This is a genomic window from Ahrensia marina (genome assembly GCF_001293565.1).
GTDB classification, from domain to species: domain Bacteria; phylum Pseudomonadota; class Alphaproteobacteria; order Rhizobiales; family Rhizobiaceae; genus Ahrensia; species Ahrensia marina.
Map to the genome: position 1 here is coordinate 149,142 of NZ_JXMU01000001.1, position 25,601 is coordinate 174,742.

The following is a 25,601-nucleotide window of genomic DNA, read 5'->3' on the forward strand; positions in this document are numbered from 1 at the left end:
AGGCTAACCTGAATGTTGCCTGAACAAAGCCGAAATTGCTATATATTCGATATTAATCGTCCAAATTAGGCGTTTTGCCCGTCTTTATCACCGCCGGCGCTTTCTGCTCACCGTTCTTTAAAACCTGACTGACATTTCCATCGATGACACGTAAGTTTACATCGCGTTGCGGGAACGGAATTTCAATCCCCCGCTCTTTAAAGCGCTGATGGATAGCAATCCGCAACTCCGTCATGACACCGATAGAAAAGCCAACATCCGCGATATAGGCGCGTAAATCGAATTCCAGTGCGGAATCGCCGAAATTGTGAAAATCAACAAAAGGTTCCGGGTTCGCCAGTACACGCGGGTGGTCATTGGCTATTTCAATTAAAAGGTCATGTACCGCTTGCGCATCGCTATCATAGGAAACGCCGACACCAACGCTCACACGGCCAAGTGCTGTTTTATGCATCCAGTTGATAACAGCAGAGTTGATCATTTCCGAGTTCGGTAAAACCAGCGTCTTTTTATCGAAGGTCTCGATTTCGGTTGCCCGAACTTTCACGTTTTTCACAACGCCGGTAAAACCGCCAGCCTCAACAATATCCCCTGCTTTGAACGGGCGTTCTGCAAGCAAAATGAGGCCCGAAACAAAATTGCTGACGATATTCTGTAAACCGAAACCAATACCGAGTGACAACGCACCCGCGATCAATGCCAGCTGGCTTAACTCAATGCCGGCAGCCATAACGCCGAACAGGCCGGCAATAGCAACCCCGACATAACCCACAGCTGTCACAATTGAGCTTCGTGCACCGGCATCCATGCGGCTTCGCGATAGGATTTTGCCGTCAAGCCACGACTTGAAATAGCGCGTTAAAAACAACCCTACCGAAAACAGTAAGACACCGATCAATATGCTGCTGATCGATAAGGATATCGAACCAACCTGAATCTCTGTGAAAAGCCCGACAACGAATTGCTCGATATCCAGCCACTGAAAGCCCCACAGAAGTGCAAGAAGCGGCAAACCGGTCGCCAAAACCAAAGCTGTCACGGCAAACCCGAAGACTAACCCCAACTGGTCAATGCCTGCTTCGGTAAAGTGAGAACTGCTCAAAAACCTCTTGCCGAGTGCAGTTTCTACGAACGCACTTTCTTCTGAAATCGCGCGCGCAGTGCGAAGGCCGAGATACATGGTAGCAACAACCGCACCCGTAACGACGATCTGCTGTGCGGCAAAACGGGCAAAACCGATATATCCGACAAGAGCAGACACAATAAGCCACGCACCAACCAGACAAAGCGACAGTTTTATGGTGCGTGGCCAAGGCGCTTTGACGGTCGTTCCCTCATCGACTTGTTGGTCAAATGGCTTAAGGAATGCGATTGAAATCAACAGCAGGCCAACGGCAATAGATGTAAACAGGCTTTTTACAATCGTCACGGGTACTGATGTACCAATGATAGAATTGATTTGGGTGACAAGTACATCGGCTGTCGAAACTAAAACCATAAGCACGACAAAGCTTTTCAACGGACCTGCTGCATGATCGGCTATATCAATGAGGCGCCACTGTTTTAATTTCGGCGCAAAAATAGCTTCCGTCAGCCGCCAAACCAAAATGATAATAGCGGCGCAAACAAAAATTGTGCCTAAAATCAACCCAATATCGTCACGCAGGACGCCCAGCAAACTCATGACAAGGAAAGTCAAGAGTAGAAACAGCCACGCGAGGGCGGTTGGTAAAATTGTGTACCAGGACGCTGTCGTAAGGCGCGTAAGATAAGAAGGGTCAGGCACCGCAGGATCACGGTAAACCCATCCGGAGAATATTTTTCTTGATCCCAGCAGGGCTACAAGCGTGAGCGCCAGGACGCCGCCAATTCCTAAAAGGGCATTCCTGAATTTAAAGCGCCAGGTAAAGTTCCACCATGAATTAACGCGATTGCTAAGCGAATTAACACGGTCCTCAACATCTTTGAAAAGATCAGAACTAAAAGCTTCGATAATGTTATAGCGCCGTGACAGCGCATCCGTGAACAATTGTCGGCGTGCTTCGGAAATTTCATCGGTTAACTGGTTTGCCCGAATGGACTGCTCTTCCAGCATGCCCAAAAGCTGGTTTATTCGGCCACGTTCTTCGACAAGTTGTTGCCGCTCGTCCTCGATACTCTTTGGTTCGCGTCCCTCACCTTCAGCCGGCGCAGGACCAAGCTGATCAAGCCGCAATTTAACCTGAGGCAAACGCGGAGACAGCTCAACGCCACGCTCGATCAGCTGTTTCTCAAGCGCGTCAATCTCGACACTAAGCTCCACCAAGCGCTGATCTGAGTCACGTGCAGCCTCAACCTCTTTGGCAAACTGTTCAATTTTTTGGGTGATTGCCTCGACCGCTTGAACTTGCTCTTCTCCCACCTCTTGGGCGGTCGCAATTGTTGCCAGAAAAACAAGTAAAACTGCTGAAATTAGGTGTCGAAAAAGATGCATGAATGCTCCAAAGCACAACTCTCACGGCGCATAGATTAGCCGAAACATATGGCAAGTCTGTGCGATGGAAGCATACTTAACACAATAATTGACCTTATTTTGTTTTGTTGCCCGCGATATAGGTCGCTTCCACAGCCCGATCATCGCCCATCGTTTGCAAAACAAAAAGCTCTTCGGACAGGTTTTCAATTCTTTCAGCGCGCAGCGCCATTGCCGGGGTTGCATTGACATTGAGCACAATAAAATCAGCCTCGGTTCCAACGTCCAGCGTGCCGATTTTATCCGCATGGTTGATGGCCCGCGCATTACCCAATGTCGCTTGATAGAACGAGCGCAGCGGATGATAGCGGTAGCCTAGGCAATTTTGAATTTTATACCCTTCATCGAGCGTGCGCAGCATGGACCAAGACGTTCCCCCGCCAATATCTGTCGCGATAGCGTGCCGCATACCGGCCGCACTTAAACGTGCGTGGTCATAAGAACCGCTTCCGAGAAACAAATTCGATGTCGGACAGAACACCGCCACCGCGCCTGTCTCGGCTAGCCGCGCCGCTTCACGCTCACTGACATGGATTGTATGGCCAAACAGCGCTTTATCAGTCAGCAGCCCGTATGTGTCATAAACATCGGTGTAATCTTTACATTTCGGGTAGAGCGCCATCACCGTAGAGATTTCATCATGATTTTCTGACAAATGCGTTTGCATCAAAGCGTTCGGATACTCACGCACCAAAGTGCCTGAAGCTTCCATCTGCGCTTCGGTAGAAGTCAAAGCAAAACGCGGCGTAATCGCCACTTCGCAGCGCTCCTTGCCTGTCCAGTATTCAAGCAGCGCCTTAGTATCGTCATAGCCTGATTGCGCTGTATCAAGCAGCGCTTCAGGCGCGTTGCGGTCCATCATCACCTTACCGGCGATCATCCGCATATCACGCTTTTCCGCTTCCACTAGAAGCGCATCGCATGATGTTTTATGCACCGAGCCGAAGGCCACTGCAGTTGTCGTACCATGCGCTGCAAGCTGGTCTAAAAATCTTGAAGCCATTGCTTCGGCAAGCGCTACATCACTATATCGCTGCTCTTCAACAAATGTGTATGTGTTGAGCCATTCAAGCAGAGAACCTGCATAAGAGCCGACGACTTGAAGTTGAGGAAAGTGTATATGGCAGTCAATAAAGCCTGGAACGATCAAATGAGGTCTGTGATCGGTAAAATCTTCGTTTGAAAATTTCTCGGGAAGATCATTCCAAGCCCCTGTCCAGATTATTTTTCCGGCCTCGCAAACGAGCGCGCCATCCTCGATATATTCATACTTATCAAGCTCATCCGGCCCCATCGGCTCATCGGAAAAGGATAACAATCTTCCGCGAATAATCTGGTGCGCTGCACTCATACCAACAATGTACCTTCTGCGATTTTTATTGCATGTCCGCCAATTCGCGCCGAATTCATAACCCCGTTATGACAATCGACCTCAAGTCGGATAAAGGACGGACGACCCATTTCAATTCCTTGCTCGATTAGATAATCGTGCGCGCCATCTCCCGGTCCGTCAAAATAAAACAGCGCACCGGCAAGCGCTGCGGCTGCCGAGCCCGTTGCCGGATCTTCCGGAATACCGTGATGCGGCGCAAACAGACGTGTATGCAAAGAGGCATCATGATTGATCGTTTCGCGGCAATAGACATAGGGACATAGCACTTGAAGCGGTCTAAGCGCGGGGAAATAAGAAAGCCAGCGCGTCTCATCAAAGACCAGCCGCTCCATCACGCTTAAGTTTTTTACCGGCACGCACAGATATGGCACACCAGCATTGAACTGGCTGATAAGATGATTTTCAAACCCGATATCATTTTCGCTGATACTGAGTGCTGCCGCCACCATTTCTTTTTCAAGTGCCGGTACCTCGCGGGCGGGCAGCTGAGGCAAGTCAAACTCACCATAGCCGACATCTTTTTTGGAATAGGCACTGCGTATAACGCCAACATTTTCTTCAAGCATCAAAATGCGCGAGACATCGGTGTTTTGCGCCTCACAAATGGCAACAGTCGCCCCCACAGTCGGGTGACCGGCAAATGGCAGCTCACCGCGCGGCATAAAGATTTTAAGCTTGGCGGTATGCGCTTTGTTTTCCGCCTTACCGATGAACACCGTTTCAGACAGATTGAATTCGGCAGCGATGGCCTGCATTGCGCTTTGGCTTAGTCCCTCACTGTCAAAAACAACAGCCAAAGGATTGCCGCTCAACACCTCATGCGTGAACACATCATAAATGGCATAATGGCGTTTGATGGCGTTATTTCTTGTCATAATACTTCATGTCCAAAATGATAGGCACATAACTCCACAGCATAGCGCGGCATTACATCCGGAATGTGCCTTGTCGTTTCAATCTGCACAAGGCCGCATATTTCATCATCACCGCCGTTCTTTTGATGCCGCTGCCAGATTTTCTCAACCTCATCAAACCCATAGGGAATATTGGTTTTCCGCGTAATGAAAATCGAGTTGTCTTGTTCTACCGCTAAAAGCGGTCCTTCAAACCATCTATCATCGACTGAAATTCCGGTTTCCTCGCTCATTTCCCGTTTCATGGAACCGATTGGATCAAGCTGGTTTTCGATTACGTCATCCTGATCAAAGGAACCGGCGGGAAAATAAACTCGTCCGGCATTTGCCGTATGTTGCGACATACGAACAGCCAGCAACGAACCATCATTAAGCGCCGGAAATGTTGTCGCCGTCATATGTCGTGTCGCGCCATCGCTACCGTTCTCGCGCCAATAAAGAAATGTCGCAAAATCGGTCCGGTGTGCCTGTGCATACAAACAGCCGTTCTCAATGCGCACATCAGAAAACATATAGAAAGTGCCGTTCCATAAGCGGGGATTGAGCGCATATGCCTGCTCCCAAAAAACATCAATGAGCGATTTATGTGCCTCTTCATAGGGAAGCGGCTCGCGCGAGACAGTCAGCTTGCAGTCGGTAATCAGATGGATCATGCGTCGCGTTTAACATGAACCCCGATCATGGAAAGCGATAATTCATACCCGCAGCCAACAAAAAAGCCGCGATGCTATGATCGCGGCTTTCAGGTTTAAATCCGGGAGGATTTTTAGTTCTTTTCTTTGTCCACAAGTGCGTTGGATTTGATCCAAGGCATCATAGCGCGAAGCTTTTCGCCTGTTTCTTCAATCGGGTGAGAATCGTTCATGCGGCGTGTGCCTTTAAACTTGGCTGCACCTGAATGCCATTCCTGCATCCACTCGGATGTAAATTTACCGGTCTGAATGTCGTGTAGCACGCGCTTCATTTCAGCTTTTGTTTCTTCTGTGATGATGCGCGGACCTGTTACATACTCACCCCATTCGGCAGTGTTGGAGATTGAGTAGTTCATGTTGGCGATACCGCCTTCATAGATCAGGTCAACGATCAGCTTCACTTCATGCAGACACTCGAAATAAGCCATTTCCGGTGCATAACCGGCTTCTGTAAGAACTTCATAGCCAGCACGGATAAGCTCGACCAAACCGCCGCAAAGAACAGCCTGTTCACCGAAGAGGTCTGTTTCACACTCTTCCTGAAATGTTGTTTCGATAATACCTGAACGGCCACCGCCAACACCGCATGCATAAGACAATGCGAGATCATGCGCGTTGCCGGATGAATCCTGATGGATCGCGATCAGACATGGAACGCCGCCACCTTTTTGGTATTCACCGCGGACCGTGTGGCCAGGCCCTTTGGGCGCAATCATCACAACGTCAATGTTTTTTGACGGCTCGATAAGACCGAAGTGAACGTTCAAACCATGGGCAAATGCAATCGCCGCGCCGTCTTTGATGTTGGCTTCCACATGTTCTTTGTAGATGCCAGCCTGCAATTCGTCAGGCGTTGCCATCATCATTAGGTCAGCCCATGCGGCACCGTCAGCAACATTCATCACTGTGAAACCGTCTGCTTCAGCTTTAAGCGCCGTTGTTGAGCCTTCACGCAGTGCAATGCGTACATTTTCCGCGCCGGAATCTTTCAGGTTCATGGCATGGGCGCGACCCTGTGAACCATAACCGATAATCAGTACGTTTTTGCCTTTAATCAAATTCAAGTCTGCATCACGGTCGTAATATACGCGCATTGTCGTCTCCAGTTAGTAAGTTATTGTTTGAATATTAGTTCATCTGGTCTTTTGAATATAACAGATGGAATCGGTCGATTGCCTGCTCGACATGTTCTTTGCGGGCCAGCTCATCGCGCAAGGCCGGAACGCTTTCACCCAGCAGCATACGCACATGAAAATCACCGACAACGAGGCTGTAAAGTGTATCAAATGCAGCGGCGCGGTCATTAAAGCGCAATACCCCTGCCAGTTGCCCTGATTGCAAAAGCACCAATGCGCGTTCCCGCACTGTTTTGCGTCCGCGTTCGATCAAAAGATTACCGAGCACCGAGCCTTCGCGGCTGCCCTGCCCGATAGCCAGACGGTTAAGTGCCAGCGATGTCTCGCCTGACAGAACAGTCAGAAGGTCATTGGCAAAAACTTCAAGCTCGGCACGAAAAGCCTCCGGCGACTGCGATGGGCCGCCAAGACGCGCGGACACGCGAACCTTCGAAGCCTGATACGTTATCATGGCGGCGAGAATGCCGTCACGGTCACCAAACCATTTGTAAAGGCTCTCTTTGGAACAGTTGGCAGCACGGGCAATTCCGGCGGTCGTAATTGCCTTTTCGCCGCCCTCAACCAACAGTCCAAGTGCAGCTTCCAGCACCGCACCCTGCCGGTCTGTGAAGTCAGTTTCAATATATGGATCAGCATGTGTGTTCATGAGCAACTTAGTACCGTACCGTTCGGTACCATGTCAAGCGGGAAAATTGCAGTCAGTCAATTATTTTGTGATTTCATAAGCGAGTTTAGTGGCCGCAGGCGGCAAGGAACCGTTTTACTGCAACCTTATAGCCATGCTCAAGTGCATCAGCTGTCAGACCATGCCCGATAGATACTTCCGCCAGATGGGGAACGCGCTCAACAAGCGCCGGTAAATTGGCGACGGTCAGATCATGACCGGCATTAACGCCAAGCCCTGCACTCTTGGCAAAATCTGCCGTTGTGCCCAGCATATTCACCTGATGGGCGGCTTCTTTATTATCGTCAAAACATGCACCATAGGGGCCAGTATATAGCTCCACCCTGTCAGCACCAGTTTCTTTGGCGCGGGCAATCATGTCCTCACCGGCATCGGGATCACAGAACAATGAGACGCGGAATCCGCGATCTTTCAGGCGCCAGACACGGTCATAAAGATAGTTGCCTTTGCCGGTGAAATCCCACCCATGATCGGACGTGGCCTGTGACGGATCATCCGGCACAAGCGTTACTTGTTCCGGTTCATGTTTTATAACCAGTTCAAGAAATTCGTCAGTCGGATATCCCTCAATGTTAAATTCTGCATCGGGAAACTCGTCGTCAATCAAAGCGCGCAGCGGCGCAAGATCAGAAAACCGGATGTGACGTTGATCGGGACGCGGATGGACAGTGATGCCATGGGCACCGGCTTCCAGCGCCTGCCGTGACAGATCCACGAGATTCGGCCAAGGCAAATCGCGGCGGTTGCGCAACATGGCAACGGCATTCACATTGACCGACAGCTTAACGGGCATCACAGGCACTCCACTTCATTGGCCAAAGCATATGAGAGCGCCCCTGCAGCTTCCACCAAATAATTGTCACTGTATCATTTTACGCTGTCGATCTAACTGTCGTACAGGTAGAAGCATAAAACCAGCGCAAGCGTCCATCCCGACCACAATGATGAGACTGAACGATCGGCATCGGACCAGAATAAGCAATACCTAAAGCTGACCTATTTGGCAGCATTTCCTGATGAATATAAATGCTTGGTTGCAGCAGGCACCATCGACATATTTTGCCGGCCGGCATGTGAAAGAATTTCGCGTATAAGACCGGTTGTGTAGCCATAAGTGATATGGGCCTTGGCAGCGAATTGCGGATGCTTCATCATCTCTTTGTGCAAAGCGGGCAAATTATAGAACGGCACCCCTGCATAGATATGATGTTCCAAATGATAGGAAACATTGTGCGGACCAAAGAAAGCGCGTTCCCAGAAATGCGGAATCACCGTGCGCGTGCCCTCAAGCTTTTCATCAATATTCTCAATGGCAAAGTGTTCCGCAACACTGCGGATATACATGATTCCAAAGAATATGGTCGGGTAAGGGATAAGCCAGTAAATGAGAAACTCATACGCATAGCCTGCAAAAATTATACTGCTCAAAACAATTACGTAAAACGATATGCGTAGAGCGATATATGTCTTCGAATGGCTCAGTTTACGGTTTAACCGGTTCAATCCGGTCCGCATGTCCTGATAGCCATGATAGCCAACGAGATATCCCGCCAGAGAGCTAAGGAACCCGAAGAATTTGCGCGGGAAGATAAATCGGCCCTGGTTGAATTTGACCATATAATCCGGGTCAAGCTCGGTATTGGCATGCTGATGATGCATCAGATGGTTTTGCCGGTAGGAATTGATTGTCAGCAAGAGCGGCCAAGCGACAAATATATCGCCGATCCAATCATTGAGAACCTTGTTTCTATGCAAGCGGTAGTGCGCGACTTCATGCACAATTGAGGCCAGTGCGTGCATTCTTCCCGCAATCACAAATGTAGCGATAAGCCATGCCCACCATGTACCGACTGCTTGTGACGCTGCAATCGAAAGACCTATGATGACCCAATCAAAAGCAATCACAGCTACCGTTTTCCAAGGCTTTAACTGCTGAAGTTCCTTCAGCCTTTTCGGCTCAACAAAGCGTTCGCTCGCCATAACGTACATCCCTCGCCCGAACATTTGCCGCAATCATTCAACACTGCAGCGTTCTTTTCAACAATCGTAATGTTAATACTGAACGAGCGAAAGGTATAAAAGCAGAGATGGTTAAATACGCACCGGACTATTTGACAATTGTGATCTTTTCAGCCGCACGTGTAATGGCGGTGTAAAGCCAGCGCGAACGCATGTCACGAAACGCATAGCTCTCGTCAAACAGCACCACATTGTCCCACTGCGAACCCTGCGCCTTATGCACCGTCAGCGCATAGCCATAATCAAAATCGTCAAAGCGTTTTTTGAGTTGCCAAGCCACATCTTCGTCCGGATTGTCGAACGCCGATTTCAACAATTTGATTTTTGCGGCACCGCGATCATGATCACCGTCATCAGGTGAAACCAGAAGGTTGATGCCGGGCTTGGTCGTTTCCTTGGAGGATGTCATCACCTTCCACAGCGATCCGTTCAAAAGCCCTTTATTCGGATCATTGCGAAGACAGACAAGCTTGTCGCCGGCCTGCGGATATTGCGCGGAAAATCCTTTAAGTTCGCGCAGTCGCTGATTATAGCGCCGCCGCGTTTTATTGATACCTAACAACACCTGATCTGCGGCCAAAACCTCATCGGTATCGACCTGTGACTTGGAGATGATTTTTGCCGATGGCCCGTAATCACCATACATAATTTCAGTGCCGCTGCGCACATCCATTGCCAGTTTGATAATTGGATTTTCCGCCGCTTGTCTGTGAATTTCGGTCAGCAAAAAATCGGGTTCCGCATCAGTGAAAAAACCGCCGCCGGAAATGGGCGGCAACTGCCCAGGATCACCCAGAACCAGAACCGGTGTGCCGAAGCTTAAAAGGTCCCGGCCAAGGTCTTCATCAACCATTGAACATTCATCAACGATAACGAGCTTGGCTTTGGCAATGTCTGATGATCGGTTGAGTGCAAAGGCCGGTGCCATGCCCATTTTTCCGGTCACAACATCTTCGCGCTCTTCTTCACCGCGCGGACGGTATATCAGCGAATGGATGGTTTTGGCATTCGATGCGCCTTTGCCGCGCATCACCTGTGCAGCTTTTCCTGTGAAGGCCGCAAACTGAACATCACCGTCAACGCCTTCGGCAAAATGTCGTGCCAAAGTTGTTTTGCCGGTACCGGCATAGCCAAACAGCCTGAACAACTGGCTGTCGCCACGTTTGAGCCAGTCGGCAACCGCTTTGAGCGCATCTTCTTGTTGAGGTGAAAACTGCATGAAAGACGCTTACGGGATTCGCCGCGCAAGGCAAATATGAAAATGATGCGTCAGGTGGGCTTAATCAACTTTTACCCGGCACCATGACGCGCAGAGCTTTCTTCATGATTTTGATCTCGACCTGCTTTTTCAGTTTGATCAGTTCCCCGTCGATCACAGCCTGATCAGATTTCTTAAGCTTGGGAAAACGCAGCACGACACGCTCGGCCTCTCCCGTCGATACAAATTCATTGTCATGCAATGTGCCAAGAATAGAATCACGAATAATCTTCAACGCCCCTGATCGGGAAAGCGGCTTAGAAAAATAGATGCCCAGCTTGCCGCCATCAATTTCATCAGCATAGGGCAAATGACCGACACCAAAGACATTGTTTGTAACGCCAAACAATGACGATTTTACCGGCTGAAATTCACCGTCATCGAGACTCATTTCCAGCTTGTAAACCGGCGGATTGGTGGTGACGCTTAAAATCGCCTTTGTACTGGCCAGTATTTTGGAGAACTTGGAACCGAACTTCATTTTCTCGCGCAACCGAACCGCGCGGGTCTGAAATCCTGTCGCAAATTGATGCACAAAAATGCGTCCATCCGCACAGCCGACATCCGCTTTGTGGATTTTTGCCGTTGCCAATGCCTCTATTGCCTCGATAACATCAAGCGGCATACCCAGCGAGCGGGCGTAAAGATTCATCGTACCGCCCGGCAAAACACCAAGCGCGACATCAGTTTCGGCAAGAACAGAAGCGGCCGCTGATACCGAACCGTCTCCCCCGCACATAACAATACCGTCGCATCCTGAAGAAGCGCAGCTTTTTAGTGCTTCAATCAAATCACCGGAACTGAAATGGTGGATTGTGGCTTCGTGACCGGCAACTTTAAATGAATTGACAAATTTGTCCTCAATGACATCGGCGCCAATATCTCGAACTGTGCCGCTATGGTCATTCAAGAGAAGAGAAAATTTCATTGTTGCTACCACTCACTAATCAGATTTCCCTGATCTCGAAATGACGTTCAATACCTTTAGTTACATCTGCCCAGTGAGATGCGGCTCCCCGACGTTGATGATATTCAAATGCAGCGCGATCAGTGAAAACCTCTTCCACATTCAAACGGCACCGATTCGATTTATCCCGCTTGATAACGAAATAAACACAGCCTGGTTCCGCGTGCGTCAGATTAATATGGGCATTCATTGCGCAAAGCACGGCGTCTAAGCGCTCGGCGGGAACATCAATATATCCTGTCAGATGAATATTGCCTTTCTCAAGATCAGGCAGTTCACCGGTGTTGGTCATTCAATTTCCGGACCGCGTGCCATGGCTGCCACGCCGGTACGGCACACTTCAACCAGTCCGAGCGGGGCCATGATCGCGATAAACTGTTCGATTTTTGAAGTTCTGCCCGTCACCTCAAAAATGAAATGGGTGACGTTCGCATCAATCACCTGCGCTTTGAACGCATCGGCCAAACGCAGCGCTTCAAGTCGTTTCTCGCCTGTCGCAACAACTTTCAACATGGCAAGTTCACGCTCCAGCGGTTTTTCATAGCCTTTTGCATGCGCCACAACGGTCAGATCTGTGACGGAATGCACCGGCACAATCCGCTCCAGCTGATGTCGGATTTGTTCCAGAACCGAATGGGTACCATTGGTGACAATCGTGATACGGGACAGATGCTTTTCATGCTCTGTCTCGGTAACAGTCAAACTTTCGATGTTATAACCGCGCCCAGAAAACAGGCCGATAACACGCGCCAGAACACCCGGCTCGTTATCGACCAGAACTGATAAAGTATGGTTTTCCGGAGTCCCGTTATCTTTAACGATAAAATAGGCAGAAGCCGGTGATGCAACAGCTTCGTTCATAGCGAAAGCTCCTTATTGAAATTTGCCATTAGTGCGATGTCAGCCTGACATGTGCCGCACCGATACTCGTAAAAGCCTGTATTCTGACGCTTCATAATCAAACCAGAGCCTTGCCTTTGTTATCAATTGCAGTCGCAATCGCATCATCGCTGGCTTCATCCGGCAGCAACATTTCATTATGCGCCTTACCAGATGGGATCATTGGGAAACAATTCGCCAGATTGGCAACGCGGCAATCAAAAATAACCGGTCCTTCCGTATTGATCATTTCATCAAGCGCGTCATCAAGCTTGGCAGGGTCATCGCAATACATGCCCGTTGCCCCGTAAGCCTCGGCCAGTTTGACAAAGTCCGGCACCGCTTCCGAATAGGAGCTCGACAAACGGTTTCCATGCAGCAATTGCTGCCACTGGCGGACCATGCCCATATATTGATTGTTCAGGATAAAGATTTTCACCGGCAGATTGTATTGAACAGCAGTCGACATCTCCTGCATCATCATTTGAATAGACGCATCGCCGGCAATATCAATGACAAGCGCATCGCGGTGCGCAACCTGAACGCCAACAGCAGCAGGAAAACCATAACCCATCGTACCCAGACCGCCTGATGTCATCCAGTGGTTAGGTTCTTCAAACCCGAAATACTGAGCCGCCCACATCTGGTGCTGGCCAACTTCGGTTGTCACAAATGTTTCCTTGCCTGAGCGCAGCGACGCTTCATAAAGGCGCTCAATGGCATGTTGCGGCATAATCACTTCTGACGTGCTGTGATAAGCCAGCGAGTTACGTGCCTTCCAAGTGACAATTTGCGCATGCCAGTCTTTGAGTTCCTTGGCTTGTTCTTTTTTCTTTTCTTTCTTCCAATGCGCCAGCATCTGCTCAAGAACGTGTGCCACATCGCCAATAACACCAATATCAACATGCACGATTTTGTTGATTGAGCTTGGGTCGATATCGACATGGATTTTCTTTGAGTTCGGCGAAAACGCATCAATACGGCCCGTAATACGGTCATCAAAGCGCGCACCTATATTGATCATGACATCACAGTCATGCATCGCCATGTTCGCTTCATAGGTGCCGTGCATGCCCAACATGCCAAGCCAGCGCTTTCCAGATGCCGGATAGGCGCCCAACCCCATAAGCGTCGATGTGATTGGAAAATCGGTTTCCTTGACGAGTTCACGCAGCAACTTGCTGGCTTTATCGCCAGAATTGATAACGCCGCCACCTGAATAAATAATAGGTTTCTTGGCTTTGGCCATCAACGCAACAGCTTTTTTGATGCGTGCGGAATCGGCCTCCATTTTCGGTTTGTAGCTTATGCGCGCTTCAGCAACTTGCGGCCCGCAATATGTACCAAGAGCAAACTGAACGTCTTTTGGAACATCAACAACAACAGGCCCCGGACGTCCGGTGGTTGCAATACGGAATGCTTCGTGCAGAACGCGCGGCAATTCTTCAACCGATTTCACAAGCCAGTTATGTTTTGTGCAAGGCCGTGTAATGCCAACGGTGTCGCACTCCTGAAACGCGTCAGAACCAATGAGCGACGTGGGCACCTGCCCTGTTATGCAGACAAGCGGAATGGAATCCATCAGCGCGTCCTGAAGCGCTGTAACCGTATTGGTTGCGCCTGGACCGGAAGTAACCAGCACAACACCGGCCTTGCCGGTGGAACGGGCATAGCCTTCAGCCGCATGTCCGGCACCCTGCTCGTGCCTTACAAGCACATGCTCAATATCATCCTGTTGGAATATCTCGTCATAAATCGGCAGCACCGCCCCGCCCGGATATCCAAAAATATGCTCTACGCCGTTATCACGCAGTGCCTGCAGAACCATCGCGGCACCTGTCATCTCTGAGCCATCAAAGTCGCGTTTCTTAGCGTTCATCTTCTTTTTTCCGTCTAAATTTGGTTCTCTGAAATCCTTTTGAGCATTTGACCATCAAAAGGCAATAAAAAAGGCTCCCTTTAGGAGCCTGTTGTTTACCGCGCATGGGAGCTTTCGCCAGATGGTTACACCATCTTGCCCATGCGCCGTCCCACCACGATTAGAATAATATTGGTCATAAATCGAAAGTTATCACGCGATGACGTCCAGTCAAGCCCGAAATTGTCCACGAAATATGCAATGTCATAATTAGATTTGTCACGATGATAGCGTCTCGTTAACGATAAACATGCTAAAACGACCCCATGCGGGGCAGAATACATGAATAGCTACGATCAATTAGGTTATAAGGCGGTCGGTTCCAGAGACCAGAGCCGCGTTAACAGAGCACCTGACGGTTCGATAATCAGGAACCGGACCGAGGGACATGTTATCGAATGTGACGGTATGCATGCCGTCATATCAGCAAGCATGCGCAAAAATGAAACAGCCAGTGAAGATTACTGGTCTGTCGGCATGCTCATTTCTATCTCTGTCGGCGATGGTGTGCGGACCATCGGCATGCTGCACAAAATCGAATCTGATAATGACGTTTGGGACACCGAAGGCGATAACCACATGAAAATTCATGTGGAGCTGGTTGGCGAAATCACCAATGATGCTGCCGGCAAGCCGCGCTTCAACGGCGGTATTTCCGCCTACCCGCACCTAGGCGCGATTGCGCACCGGATTCGCAGTGCCGACCTTTCGGCTGTTTTTGAAAATAGCGACGCATCGGCGGTAAAGATCGGCACTCTTTCGCAGAATTCCGACATCCCCGCCTTGATTGCGATTGACGCGATGATATCGCGCCATTTTGCCGTGGTAGGCACGACCGGCGTTGGCAAGTCGTCAACCGTAACGCTTCTTATGCGCAAGATTATTGAGGCACGCCCCGACATGCGGATCCTCATTCTTGACCCGCACAACGAATTTTCCTCAGCATTTCCGGACAAATCCATTGTCGTATCGGACTCCAATCTGGATCTGCCATTCTGGGCGTTCAGGTTGGAAGAATTTGTCGAGGTCTTGTTCCGCGGCAACGATCATATTCCCGCTGAAGTCGATATTCTGCGTGACATGATACCGCGCGCCAAGCAGCTCTTTAAAGGTGACGAGCGAACAACCATTCGCCGCGCTCAAAAAGACGGCACGGGTATCACAGCAGATACGCCGCTTCCCTACCGGATGTCCGATCTTGTGCGGTTGATAGACGATGCTTTGGGCAAACTGGGCAATGGCGAACAGCGCAGCCATTTGAAGTCATTGCTCGCCCGCATCAATGCATTGACCAGCGATCCCAATTTCCGCTTCATGTTCTCCAAAACAACGATTGAGGACAATTTGGATGGCGTATTGTCGACCATATTCCGCGTGCCGGCCAACGGCAAACCGATCACGGTTTTCCAGTTGAACGGTATCCCGTCAGAAGTCGTCAACGCCGTGGTCTCCGTTCTCTGCCGCCTTGCGTTTGATCTTGCGGTCTGGAGTAATTCAAAAATCAAGACACTGGTGCTTTGTGAAGAGGCTCACCGCTATATTCCGGCTAATAAGGCAGACGGTTTTGCCCCGACACGTCAGGCGATTGCACGAATTGCAAAGGAAGGTCGTAAATACGGCGTTAGCCTTGGCGTTGTGACACAGCGCCCCGGCGAACTGGATGAAACGATCCTTTCCCAGTGCAACACATTTGTGGCTATGCGCCTTGGCAACGATATTGACCAGAGCATCGTGCGCAAGGCAATTTCCGGCGCGTCGCGTTCCTATTTGAACTTCCTGCCTTCACTGGCAAACCGCGAAGCAATCATGTTTGGCCAGGGTGTGAATACGCCGATGCGTATGCGCTTTGTCAATATTCCTCAGCACGAGCTTCCCGCAAACCATCTTATGGAAGAAGCAGGCAGCAGGGACGATAATGTGGAAATTCCTATCGATATCGGGACCGTCCTGCACAAAATCCGCTTCCCTGGCGGCGGATCCGCAAGCGATTCTATGACCGACATCGCTCCTCTGGGTGGCACTTATGTGGATGAGCAACCGGCTTCAATTCCGCAGCAGCCGACGTCCGACCGGTTCGACACTGTCAGACAAAGCCTTTTTTCTGAAACGACCCCGCTTCGTCGCCCGTCACCCTCATCGGGTGCCAGCAGCAGCCCGATCCGCCAAAAAGAATCATCGCCCGCGGCTCAAAGTTCAGAAGAACCACAAAGAAGCGCAAACAGCATTATCAGCCGCTTTAGGAAGCCATAGATACGTCATTGATATATGGAATATTTTTGCGTGGGAAAAACTCAGGATACGACGCGGTTGCGTCCACCGCTTTTTGCGGCATAAAGATTCTTATCAGCACGTTTGATAAATGCGGCCGGAGTTTCTTTTCCGTCCCAGATCGTAATGCCCATAGAGCAAGTCACACGGAAACAGTTTTCATCTGACTTAAGAGTGATTTCAGATATGGCATTGCGTATGCGGTTGGAAAGCTTGTTAAGCGCCGTTGAATCCAAATTCGGTGCCAATATAGCAAATTCTTCTCCACCCACACGCGCAACCACATCGTGAAAACGTGTATAATCGAGAAGGCATTTCGCAATCGTTTTTAAAACATCATCACCGATATCGTGACCATAGGTGTCGTTGATGCTTTTGAAGTGATCAAGATCAAGCAGAATCACGCCCAGCGGATGACCGATAGCACTGAATTCCTGCTGATATTGTTCTAAAGCATCGTCAAAATAGCGGCGGTTGTGAAGTCCGGTTAGAGGATCAGTCAGAGCCGCATGCTGATAGGTCGCGCTCTTTTTGGTAAGATCTTGCGTAACCTCTGACAAACGGCCGTGTTCCTTCAATGCGGATCGAAGCGCAGGGTAAATACCGAGCATTGCGATCAATAAACCGCAAATCATGATCCCCAGTGTACCGAGCAATAATGTGTTGAAGTCGGATAAAGCATTTATATCCGCATAACCGTCATCAATCCGGCCATCTAAATAGCGTTTCAGCAAGAAAATCAAATAGGTAGCCGCCGCCGTCAAGGCGGCGTAACCTAGAAAGAAAATCTCAGCTCTGTGAAGACGCATACTTAACTCTACCTACTTGCACAGCTAAGATAGACGAGTATTCTTGCAAGAATATTAAGCAACTAGTACACATGCAATATATTTAGCACTTTTACTGGCAACTACTCCAAACGCTGCCAAGTATCATCAAGCTGGTTTCGAAACCATGTCATTTGGCGTTTGGCATATTGCCGCGTTGCAATCTTCGAAAGCTCGATTGCCTCATCAAGTGTCTTTTCGCCCTTTATATAATCGCTGAGTTGCTGAACCCCGATCGCTTTCATCGCGGGCATGCTATCGCTCAGTCCAAGGGAATTCAGAGCCTCAACCTCTGCAAGAGCGCCTTCATCAATCATCTGATCGAAACGGGTTGCAATTCTCTGTTTTAGAATGTTGCGGCCAGGTGCGATAACAAGGCGCTCGGCTTGGCCCGGATCAACGAGAGGAAAGCCCTTCTGGTTCTGCCACCAGCCGATAGATTTGCCTGTAGCATCAATAACCTCCAAAGCACGGGCAATACGTTGCCCGTCTGATGGGTTCAGCGTTTTAGCAACCGCAGCATCCTTTTCGGTCAGAACCTGATGCAAGCTGACCGCTCCCTCATTGTTAAGACGCTCGCGCCAATATTGACGCACATCATCGGAAACTTCCGGCATGGGCGACAATCCGCCCAGAAGCGCACGAAAATAAAGTCCTGTTCCACCAACAAATATGACATGTCGGTCAGATGTCAGCGCTGCCAATAAAGCCTCAACATCCCGCAGCCAATTGCCGGTCGAATAAGGCTCGGAAGGATGGATGTGCCCGTACAAATAATGCGGCACGATTTTTTCGTCCTCAACAGCCGGTCTCGCCGTCAACACACGCAGCAATGCATAGACCTGCATGGAATCGGTATTGATAATCACACCGTTTTTCTTTTGGGCTATATCAAGCGCAAGCGAGGACTTGCCGCTCGCTGTCGGCCCTGCCAGCAGGGTCGCGTTGCGCCATGGCATCGTGGTTTTTTTGTTGCTGTCGGCGTTCACCCTAACCTCGTTCAACGCTGATCCTATTGCGATGCTAATTGAGTTGGCATAGGACCAGCCTACCCGCAAGCTTAAAGGCAATTGTAAATGTCATTCTTCGTCACGCTCATCGCGCCCCAAAACAGCAAATTGATCACGCAGGAGATTGCCTTGCGCTGTTCGGCGGCGCTCAATTGCGAAAACTTCAATTGGCTCAAGGATGGTGAAGTTCTCGATTTAACATGCGATGGCGCAGAAAAATCCGTTATCCGGAGAACGGCTCTAGAAATCATCGGTGAGAAACCGATTGATATCGTCGTCCAGCCGGCCGGTAAAAACCGGAAGAAGAATATCCTCATTGCCGACATGGATTCAACGATGATCCGGCAGGAGTGCATCGATGAGCTTGCCGCAGAAGCAGGTATCAAAGAGCAGGTCTCCGAAATCACAGCCCGCGCGATGAATGGCGAAATAGAATTCAACGCCGCGCTGAAAGAGCGCGTCGCATTGCTAAAAGACCTACCGGTTAGCGTGATCGATCAGGTTATCGCAACCCGTATTGAACTAATGCCCGGCGGCGTTGAACTTGTTCGCACGATGCGCAAACAAGGCGCTTATTGTGCGCTCGTATCAGGCGGGTTCACAGAATTTACCAGCCGCATCGCGCAGATGATCGGCTTTCAGGAAAACCGGGCCAACACGCTGCTCCATGCCGACGGGAAACTGACAGGTACCGTTGGCGAACCAATCCTTGGCAAGCAAGCCAAGGTTGATGCGCTCAATGACATTGCAAACCGTTTGGGATTAACACCGGAAGATGCCATCGCTGTTGGTGACGGCGCGAACGACTTAGGCATGCTGGATCTGGCAGGAACCGGTGTTGCCCTTCATGCGAAACCGGCAGTTGCTGCGGCAGCAGATATTCGCATTGATCATGGCGATCTAAGTGCACTGCTTTATGTGCAAGGCTATCATGCAGACGAGATCGGTCGATGAAACCGGGCGATAAAGTTACAACCGCGCGCCTAATTCTACGCCATTGGGATAAAACCAAAGACGGTGATGTATTTCATCGGTTAAGTAATGATGCCCAAATCATGGAGTTTTTCCCGCATCGGCGCACCCGTGAAGAAGCAGACCAGATGTTGGGTGTCATTGCCAATATGATCACTGAGCACGGTTATGGGTGGACTGCGGTAGCTTTGAAAAGTACCGGACAGGTCATCGGCATGGCCGGTATCGCCCCTGTTCGCGGCGATTTTCCCAACGGTCCGGGCACAGAAATCGGCTGGCGCTTTTTGCCGGAATTCTGGCATCAGGGTTATGCGACAGAATCAGCCAGTGCTTTTCTGGACTATGGTTTTGAAGTGTTAGGTCTAAAGGAAATTATGGCTTTTGCCGTTCAAACAAACGCGAAATCCTTTGCGGTTATGGAGCGTATCGGCATGAGGTTGAAAAAGGGCCTTAGCTTCGATCATCCCAATATTCCGGCCGATCGGGATGATCTTCTTCGCCACGACACTTATGTCATTACGCGCGATGAGTGGCTCAAACAAAAAACGGCGGGTTAAACCGCCGTTTCTTTAAGTTATGATTTAATAGGCCTTAGCCATCAATGCGGATTGTCACAAAGCGCAAATTACCGTCTTTGTCGGCAATCATCAAAAGCGCATTTTTACGATCTTCATCTTTCAGATTATCAATCGCAGCGGAAATATCCTCTGGAGATTTTACCGCTTCCTGCGCAATTTCAACAATCACCTGACCGGCGCTCACGCCTTTGCTCGCAGCAGCAGACCCGTCTTCCACATTGGTGATAACCACGCCGCCAGTGACATCATCGCCAATTTCAAAGGTCTCACGCGCCGCATCGTCCAGCGCACTGAGTGTCATGCCGAACAATTCAACAGAACTGCTTTCTTCGGCGCTTTCTGACTCGTCGCTGTCACCTCCAGCCGAAGCAAGCTTCTCACCATCTTCAAGACGGCCAAGCGTTACTTTCAGCGTTTCTTTTTTGCCTTTGCGGATAACGTCAACATCGACAGCTTTACCAACAGGCGATTCAGCGACAATGCGTGGCAGATCACGCATTTCATCGATTTCCTTACCGTCGAATGCGACAATCACATCGCCGGGCTGGATTGTTCCATCGTCAACCGGGCCACCTTCGATAACCCCGGCAACAAGCGCGCCTTTTGCTTCGTCCATAGCAAGGCTTTCAGCAATATCATCTGTGACCGGCTGGATACGAACACCGAGCCAGCCGCGGCGGGTTTCACCAAATTCACGTAACTGATCGATAACATTCATTGCCAGCTCTGACGGAATTGAAAAACCGATACCGATTGAACCGCCAGAAGGTGAAATGATCGCCGTATTAATACCAATCACTTCGCCGTCCATATTAAACAACGGTCCGCCTGAATTACCCCGGTTAATCGCCGCATCTGTCTGGATGAAATTATCATACGGGCCGGATTGAATGTCGCGGCCAATCGCCGAAACGATACCGGTTGTCACCGTACCGCCAAGGCCAAACGGGTTACCGATTGCCAGCACCCAGTCGCCAACACGCATCGCATCGGAATCACCGAACGACACCGCCTTTAAAGGATGCGCTTTAGGATCAACCTTAAGCACGGCAATATCCGTTTTCGGATCACGGCCAATAATTTCCGCGTCAACGCGCGAACCGTCGTTGAAGTTTGCAACGACCTCATCAGCGTCGGCAATCACGTGATTGTTCGTGATGATGATGCCTTCTTCGGCATCAAGCACAAAACCTGATCCAAGAGACTGGACTTTACGCGGGCCGGAAGGACCACGGTTTGGCTGGTTATTGAAAAACTCGTCAAAAAATTCCTGAAACGGAGAGCCGTCCGGCAATTGAGGCCGCGGTACATTGCGGTCGCCGGGAGAGGATTCAACTGTTTGCGAAGTTGAAATATTCACCACAGAATCGATCAAACGCTCAGACAAATCTGCTAACGATACCGGTCCGTTTTGAGCATAAGCTGGCGTGACAAAAGATGCCTGCGGTACAAGTGCAGGCGCGGTGGCGGCAATCGTCGCAACCGACAAGGCCGCTATGCCCGTGCGTGTAATACCGTTGCGCAGTTGCGCACCAAGCTCAGAAATTCTCATATAATCCTCCATAGAAGCTTTGACCTTTTGGCCGGTGCCCTGATTGAATACTATTGTTTAAAAGAAATAAGGCCGAACTTCGTTCCCGCAAAGGGCAGATAACGACAAAGTGAAAAAACATGCCCGTGTCATTTCTAAAAAGTTCATGAGCCGAGCCTTCGATTACCCGCGCGCAAACCACACGATCACGAGCCCGACAAGAGCCAGCGCAATACCCGCGATCTGAATATCGTTTCGTGGTGTTGCAATGAGAAACTCGCCAAGCTTCTTGGCCAAAGATGGAAAAACGCCGTAGAGCAAGCCCTCAATAACGAGAACAAGCCCTACGGCGGTAATCAGAGTGCTAAGCATCAATTGCTTGCGCTAGGCGCTTGGTTAGGAGCGCTGGAAGGCGCTGTACCAGAATTGGAGGCTGCAGGAGCTGTACCACCCGCATTTTCAAAATAGCGGAAGAATTCTGAATCAGGCGAAAGCACAAGTGTTGTGCCTGACTGCTGCAATGATGAAGCATAGGCTGCCATTGAGCGATAGAATTCAAAGAACTCAGGGTCACGGTTGAACGCATCGGCAAACACACGGTTACGCTCGGCATCGCCTTCACCGCGAATGATTTCAGATTCGCGCTTGGCTTCTGAAACCGTTTCAACAACCTGACGATCTGCAATCGCACGAATTGCCTGCGCGTTTTCGCGACCGCGCGCACGCAGACGTTCCGCTTCGGCAAGACGTTCCGCTTTCATTCGGTCATAAGTCTGCTGGGAAACTTCTGACGTCAAATCGGTACGCACAATGCGCACGTCCTTGATATCAAGGCCCAGCGAGGTTGCGTCTGCTGTAAGCAAGCTGCGTACTTCGCTCATCATCTGGGTACGTTCTTCTGATAGCGCAGCCTCAAAACCACGCAAACCGTAGACCCGGCGAAGTGCCGCATCAAAACGTGTTCTCAAACGCGCTTCAGCCGCAGCAAGATCACCGGAAACAACAGAGCGGAAACGGCGTGCGTCTGTGATTTTATATGTCAGAAACGCATTCACTTCATAAAAGCGGCCACCGGAAACCTGGACCGGCGGGGTATCTGCCAAATCAAGACGCAGCAGACGGTCGTCAATCAGCTGAACTGTGTCGAAACCGGCAAAAGCAAACGGTGCCTTGAAATAAAGGCCCGGCTCTGTGTGAACACGCTGAATTTCACCAAACCGCAAAACAACAGCCTGCTGACGTTCGTTAACAACGAACACGGACGCATAGATCGCGATGAGAACCGCAATGAGAAGTGCGCCAATAATAGGTAATTTATTGCTGTTCATTAGTTGTTTCCTCCGTCATTGCGGCGGTTTTGAACCTCTGGCAATGGCAGATACGGGACAACGCCGCCACCATCTTTGTCGAGGATAATTTTGTTTGAATCACGCAGTACGCCTTCCATGGTTTCAAGGAAGAGACGTTTACGCGTTACTTCAGGAGCCAGCCTGTACTGGTCATAGATCGAGATAAAGCGGGCCGCCTCACCTTCTGCTTCCTGTACAACGCGTGTTGCATACGCAGACGCTTCTTCGCGGATTTGCGCAGCTTCACCACGGGCAGCACCTAGCTGCTGGTTTGAATACTGGTTGGCCTCTTCGCGGAAGCGGTCTTCGTCCTGCTCGGCACGCTGAACTTCTTCAAAGGCATCAGCCACTTCGCGTGGCGGAGCAGCGTCCTCGATAGAGACAGTGTTGACCTGAATACCGGCACCATAGCTGTCCAAAGTCGCCTGCATTGAATTGCGCACGTCTTCAGCAATCGCAGCACGGTTATCACGGAACACGTCCTGCGCCGGACGGCGTCCAACGATTTCGCGCATCGCGCTTTCCGAAACCTGACGGACAACGTCATCCGGACGCGATACATTAAACAGATAATCCTGCGGGTTGATCACGGAGTATAGAACCGCAAACTGCACATCCACAATGTTCTGGTCACCCGAAAGCATCAGGCCGGTTGAACCGGTGCGGCTTGTGCCGGCACCAATTGCCACCTGTTTTTCAACGATTTTGACTTTTTCAACGCTCTCGACCGGCCAGAAGTGGAAATGTAGGCCCGGCTGTGACAATTCTTCTTTCGGCTTACCGAACAAGAGTTCGACTGCGCGTTCATCGGTATCAACCTGATAAAATGCCTGCATGCCGTAAAGCACAAGAGCGCCCAAAACCAGCAACACGATAAATACACCGTTCGAACCACGGCCACCGCCGCCCGGAATAGCTTTCCTTAAACGGTCCTGTCCTTGCCTGATGATGTCTTCAAGATCGGGCGGTTGGTTACCGCCACCTCCATTATTCGGGCGTTTTGGGCCATTGCCCCATGGGCCGCCATTATCGCCGTTTCCACCATTATTATTACCGCCGCCGCCCCAAGGGCCTCCGCCGCCATTACCGTTCTGATTGCTCCAGGGCATCAAAATCCTCTCAAACGAATAAACAAAGCTCCGCAGATGCAGAGCCATAGCATACATATTAGGACGCAGCTTAACCAGTTTCAACGCATTCGGCGCGTTTTTCGTTGCCTTTGAAGAGCAAATTTGACGCATCAGTTAAAAATTAATGCATCAAGCCTGTCTTTATAGCTGAGTCTCGCTTTTGCGCTCATAGATAGCGAAACGTGTTTCGACACTGTCCTTTTCGCCTTTGGGCACATTTTCGTGTGAGACTTCCTGCCAAACATCTTTGTCAATTTCCGGAAAATACGTATCGCCGTCAATCTCAGCCAACACGTGCGTCACATAGAGTGTATGCGCCATATCAATGGCTTGCGCATAAATCTGCCCGCCGCCGATAACACATATTTCATCGGGCATAGGTGCGTCCGGATCATCCGGATCAGGCTCGGCACTTTCAAGATGTGCGAGCGCCAGATCCAGCGCTGCGCCGATCGAGCCGACACGCATCACACCGTCGACCTGCCAGTCAGTATCGCGCGTAATCACAATATTCAGCCGGTTTGGCAGTGCTTTACCGATACTTTCGAACGTTTTACGTCCCATCACAACCGGCTTACCGATTGTCAGTGCCTTGAAGCGTTTAAGGTCGGTTGAAAGACGCCAAGGCATATCGCCCTCACGGCCAATCACACCGTTTTGCGAAACAGCAACAACAATCTCGATATGCGGCTCTATGTTTTTCACACTGCCACCGGCGCTTTAATATGCGGATGCGGGTCATAATCAATAATTTCAAAATCCTCGAACTTGAAATCGGTCAGCGTCTTCACATCGGGATTGATTTTCAACTGTGGCAACGCTTTTGGCGCGCGCCCAAGCTGTGTTTTAACCTGCTCGAAATGGTTGGAATATAAATGCGCATCGCCAAGCGTATGCACAAAATCACCCACCTCTAAGTCACAAACCTGCGCGATCATGTGCGTAAGCAGTGCATAGGATGCGATATTAAACGGAACGCCTAAGAAGATATCCGCAGAACGCTGGTAAAGCTGGCAGGATAATTTTCCGTCCGCGACATAGAACTGGAACAGGCAGTGGCATGGCGGCAGCGCCATTTCATCAACCAAAACCGGATTCCAGGCGCTCACAATATGGCGGCGTGAATTCGGATTGTTTTTAATGCCTTCAACCAGTTTCTCGATCTGGTCGATACTTGTGCCGTCAGGCGCCGGCCATGAACGCCACTGGTAGCCGTAAACAGGGCCGAGATCGCCGTTTTCATCGGCCCACTCATCCCAAATTGACACGCCATTGTCTTTGAGCCACCCGATATTGGTATCACCGCGCAAAAACCATAGCAGCTCGATTATGATGGAGCGCAAATGAAGCTTTTTCGTCGTGACGAGCGGAAAACCCTCACTCAAATCAAAACGCATTTGGTGGCCGAAAACGGAGCGCGTACCCGTGCCGGTACGATCGCCTTTATCAGCACCGTTTTCCATCACACGAGACATAAGATCGAGATATTGTTGCATGCAAAGAGCCTTCTACGATTCCTGAATAAAAATCCACAAATGACTGTCGCCCAAATAAAGATACGCA

The 25,601-nt window shown here is 50.2% G+C and carries 24 protein-coding genes; 3 read left to right on the plus strand and 21 right to left on the minus strand.

All coding sequences use genetic code 11. The features are described 5' to 3' along the window. Positions 1–52: 52 nt before the first annotated feature. The 13 genes from SU32_RS00680 to SU32_RS00740 all read right to left on the minus strand — a co-directional run bounded on the left by SU32_RS00680 (position 53) and on the right by SU32_RS00740 (position 14,298). Positions 53–2,473, minus strand: a complete 2,421-nt coding sequence (locus SU32_RS00680; protein ID WP_053997390.1) for a mechanosensitive ion channel domain-containing protein — start codon at positions 2,471–2,473, stop codon at positions 53–55. Between the two features lie 94 nt (positions 2,474–2,567). Continuing rightward, positions 2,568–3,863: a guanine deaminase gene (gene guaD, locus SU32_RS00685; RefSeq protein ID WP_053997391.1), complete on the minus strand. Its 1,296-nt coding sequence runs from the start codon at positions 3,861–3,863 to the stop codon at positions 2,568–2,570. Further along, on the minus strand, positions 3,860–4,762 hold the full coding sequence (locus tag SU32_RS00690; RefSeq protein ID WP_053997554.1) for a PhzF family phenazine biosynthesis protein: 903 nt from the start codon (positions 4,760–4,762) through the stop codon (positions 3,860–3,862). The genes guaD and SU32_RS00690 overlap by 4 nt, the downstream gene beginning before the upstream one ends. 14 nt (positions 4,763–4,776) lie before the next feature. Then, positions 4,777–5,472: an NUDIX hydrolase gene (locus SU32_RS00695; protein WP_053997392.1), complete on the minus strand. Its 696-nt coding sequence runs from the start codon at positions 5,470–5,472 to the stop codon at positions 4,777–4,779. A 113-nt stretch (positions 5,473–5,585) separates the two neighbouring features. After that, positions 5,586–6,605 carry a ketol-acid reductoisomerase gene (ilvC, locus tag SU32_RS00700; RefSeq protein ID WP_053997393.1) on the minus strand — a complete coding sequence of 340 codons (1,020 nt, stop codon included), beginning with the start codon at positions 6,603–6,605 and terminating at the stop codon, positions 5,586–5,588. A gap of 34 nt (positions 6,606–6,639) precedes the next feature. Beyond that, positions 6,640–7,293: a TetR/AcrR family transcriptional regulator gene (locus SU32_RS00705; protein WP_053997394.1), complete on the minus strand. Its 654-nt coding sequence runs from the start codon at positions 7,291–7,293 to the stop codon at positions 6,640–6,642. Between the two features lie 85 nt (positions 7,294–7,378). Further along, positions 7,379–8,125 carry a pyridoxine 5'-phosphate synthase gene (locus tag SU32_RS00710; protein WP_053997395.1) on the minus strand — a complete coding sequence of 249 codons (747 nt, stop codon included), beginning with the start codon at positions 8,123–8,125 and terminating at the stop codon, positions 7,379–7,381. Positions 8,126–8,328: 203 nt separating this feature from the next. Continuing rightward, positions 8,329–9,312 carry a fatty acid desaturase family protein gene (locus SU32_RS00715; RefSeq protein ID WP_053997396.1) on the minus strand — a complete coding sequence of 328 codons (984 nt, stop codon included), beginning with the start codon at positions 9,310–9,312 and terminating at the stop codon, positions 8,329–8,331. Positions 9,313–9,439: 127 nt separating this feature from the next. Further along, a complete protein-coding gene (locus SU32_RS00720) occupies positions 9,440–10,570 on the minus strand; it encodes an ATP-dependent DNA helicase (RefSeq protein ID WP_053997397.1) in 1,131 nt (376 codons plus the stop codon). 64 nt (positions 10,571–10,634) lie between these two features. Then, complete coding sequence (locus SU32_RS00725; protein WP_053997398.1) at positions 10,635–11,537, minus strand: diacylglycerol/lipid kinase family protein; 903 nt, start codon at positions 11,535–11,537, stop codon at positions 10,635–10,637. 19 nt (positions 11,538–11,556) lie between these two features. Continuing rightward, the gene (locus tag SU32_RS00730; protein WP_053997399.1) at positions 11,557–11,868 is read right to left on the minus strand and encodes a putative quinol monooxygenase; all 312 of its coding nucleotides are present in this window, start codon (positions 11,866–11,868) and stop codon (positions 11,557–11,559) included. Further along, positions 11,865–12,437 carry an acetolactate synthase small subunit gene (ilvN, locus tag SU32_RS00735; RefSeq protein WP_053997400.1) on the minus strand — a complete coding sequence of 191 codons (573 nt, stop codon included), beginning with the start codon at positions 12,435–12,437 and terminating at the stop codon, positions 11,865–11,867. The genes SU32_RS00730 and ilvN overlap by 4 nt, the downstream gene beginning before the upstream one ends. Before the next feature lie 97 nt (positions 12,438–12,534). Beyond that, positions 12,535–14,298, minus strand: coding sequence for an acetolactate synthase 3 large subunit (locus SU32_RS00740; RefSeq protein ID WP_053997555.1), 1,764 nt, complete (start codon positions 14,296–14,298; stop codon positions 12,535–12,537). 357 nt (positions 14,299–14,655) lie between these two features. Here SU32_RS00740 and SU32_RS00745 point away from each other — a divergent pair, with 357 nt between their 5' ends. Then, positions 14,656–16,623, plus strand: a complete 1,968-nt coding sequence (locus tag SU32_RS00745; RefSeq protein WP_053997401.1) for an ATP-binding protein — start codon at positions 14,656–14,658, stop codon at positions 16,621–16,623. Between the two features lie 41 nt (positions 16,624–16,664). Here the strand turns inward: SU32_RS00745 and SU32_RS00750 are convergent, their stop codons facing one another. Beyond that, the gene (locus SU32_RS00750) at positions 16,665–17,450 is read right to left on the minus strand and encodes a GGDEF domain-containing protein (RefSeq protein ID WP_053997402.1); all 786 of its coding nucleotides are present in this window, start codon (positions 17,448–17,450) and stop codon (positions 16,665–16,667) included. Between the two features lie 101 nt (positions 17,451–17,551). Continuing rightward, the gene (miaA, locus tag SU32_RS00755; RefSeq protein WP_053997556.1) at positions 17,552–18,427 is read right to left on the minus strand and encodes a tRNA (adenosine(37)-N6)-dimethylallyltransferase MiaA; all 876 of its coding nucleotides are present in this window, start codon (positions 18,425–18,427) and stop codon (positions 17,552–17,554) included. Positions 18,428–18,544: 117 nt separating this feature from the next. On the opposite strand from miaA, the gene serB reads away from it, so the two are divergent. Both serB and SU32_RS00765 read left to right on the plus strand, forming a co-directional pair. After that, a complete protein-coding gene (gene serB, locus SU32_RS00760) occupies positions 18,545–19,432 on the plus strand; it encodes a phosphoserine phosphatase SerB (protein WP_053997403.1) in 888 nt (295 codons plus the stop codon). Next, on the plus strand, positions 19,429–20,007 hold the full coding sequence (locus SU32_RS00765; protein ID WP_053997404.1) for a GNAT family N-acetyltransferase: 579 nt from the start codon (positions 19,429–19,431) through the stop codon (positions 20,005–20,007). Before serB ends, SU32_RS00765 begins: the two co-directional genes overlap by 4 nt. Positions 20,008–20,041: 34 nt before the next feature. On the opposite strand, the gene SU32_RS00770 is transcribed toward SU32_RS00765, so the two are convergent. The 6 genes from SU32_RS00770 to SU32_RS00795 all read right to left on the minus strand — a co-directional run bounded on the left by SU32_RS00770 (position 20,042) and on the right by SU32_RS00795 (position 25,534). Further along, positions 20,042–21,580 (minus strand): DegQ family serine endoprotease, encoded by a 1,539-nt coding sequence (locus SU32_RS00770; protein ID WP_082376290.1) that lies wholly within the window; start codon positions 21,578–21,580, stop codon positions 20,042–20,044. Positions 21,581–21,742: 162 nt separating this feature from the next. Next, positions 21,743–21,931, minus strand: coding sequence for a DUF2065 domain-containing protein (locus SU32_RS00775; protein WP_053997405.1), 189 nt, complete (start codon positions 21,929–21,931; stop codon positions 21,743–21,745). After that, a complete protein-coding gene (gene hflC, locus SU32_RS00780; protein ID WP_053997406.1) occupies positions 21,931–22,887 on the minus strand; it encodes a protease modulator HflC in 957 nt (318 codons plus the stop codon). Before hflC ends, SU32_RS00775 begins: the two co-directional genes overlap by 1 nt. Next, positions 22,887–24,017, minus strand: coding sequence for an FtsH protease activity modulator HflK (hflK, locus tag SU32_RS00785; protein WP_053997558.1), 1,131 nt, complete (start codon positions 24,015–24,017; stop codon positions 22,887–22,889). Before hflK ends, hflC begins: the two co-directional genes overlap by 1 nt. 162 nt (positions 24,018–24,179) lie before the next feature. After that, positions 24,180–24,743: a dihydrofolate reductase gene (locus SU32_RS00790; RefSeq protein WP_053997407.1), complete on the minus strand. Its 564-nt coding sequence runs from the start codon at positions 24,741–24,743 to the stop codon at positions 24,180–24,182. Then, entirely contained in the window at positions 24,740–25,534 is a 795-nt protein-coding gene (locus SU32_RS00795; protein WP_053997408.1) for a thymidylate synthase, read from the minus strand. The genes SU32_RS00790 and SU32_RS00795 overlap by 4 nt, the downstream gene beginning before the upstream one ends. Between the last annotated feature and the right edge of the window lie 67 nt (positions 25,535–25,601).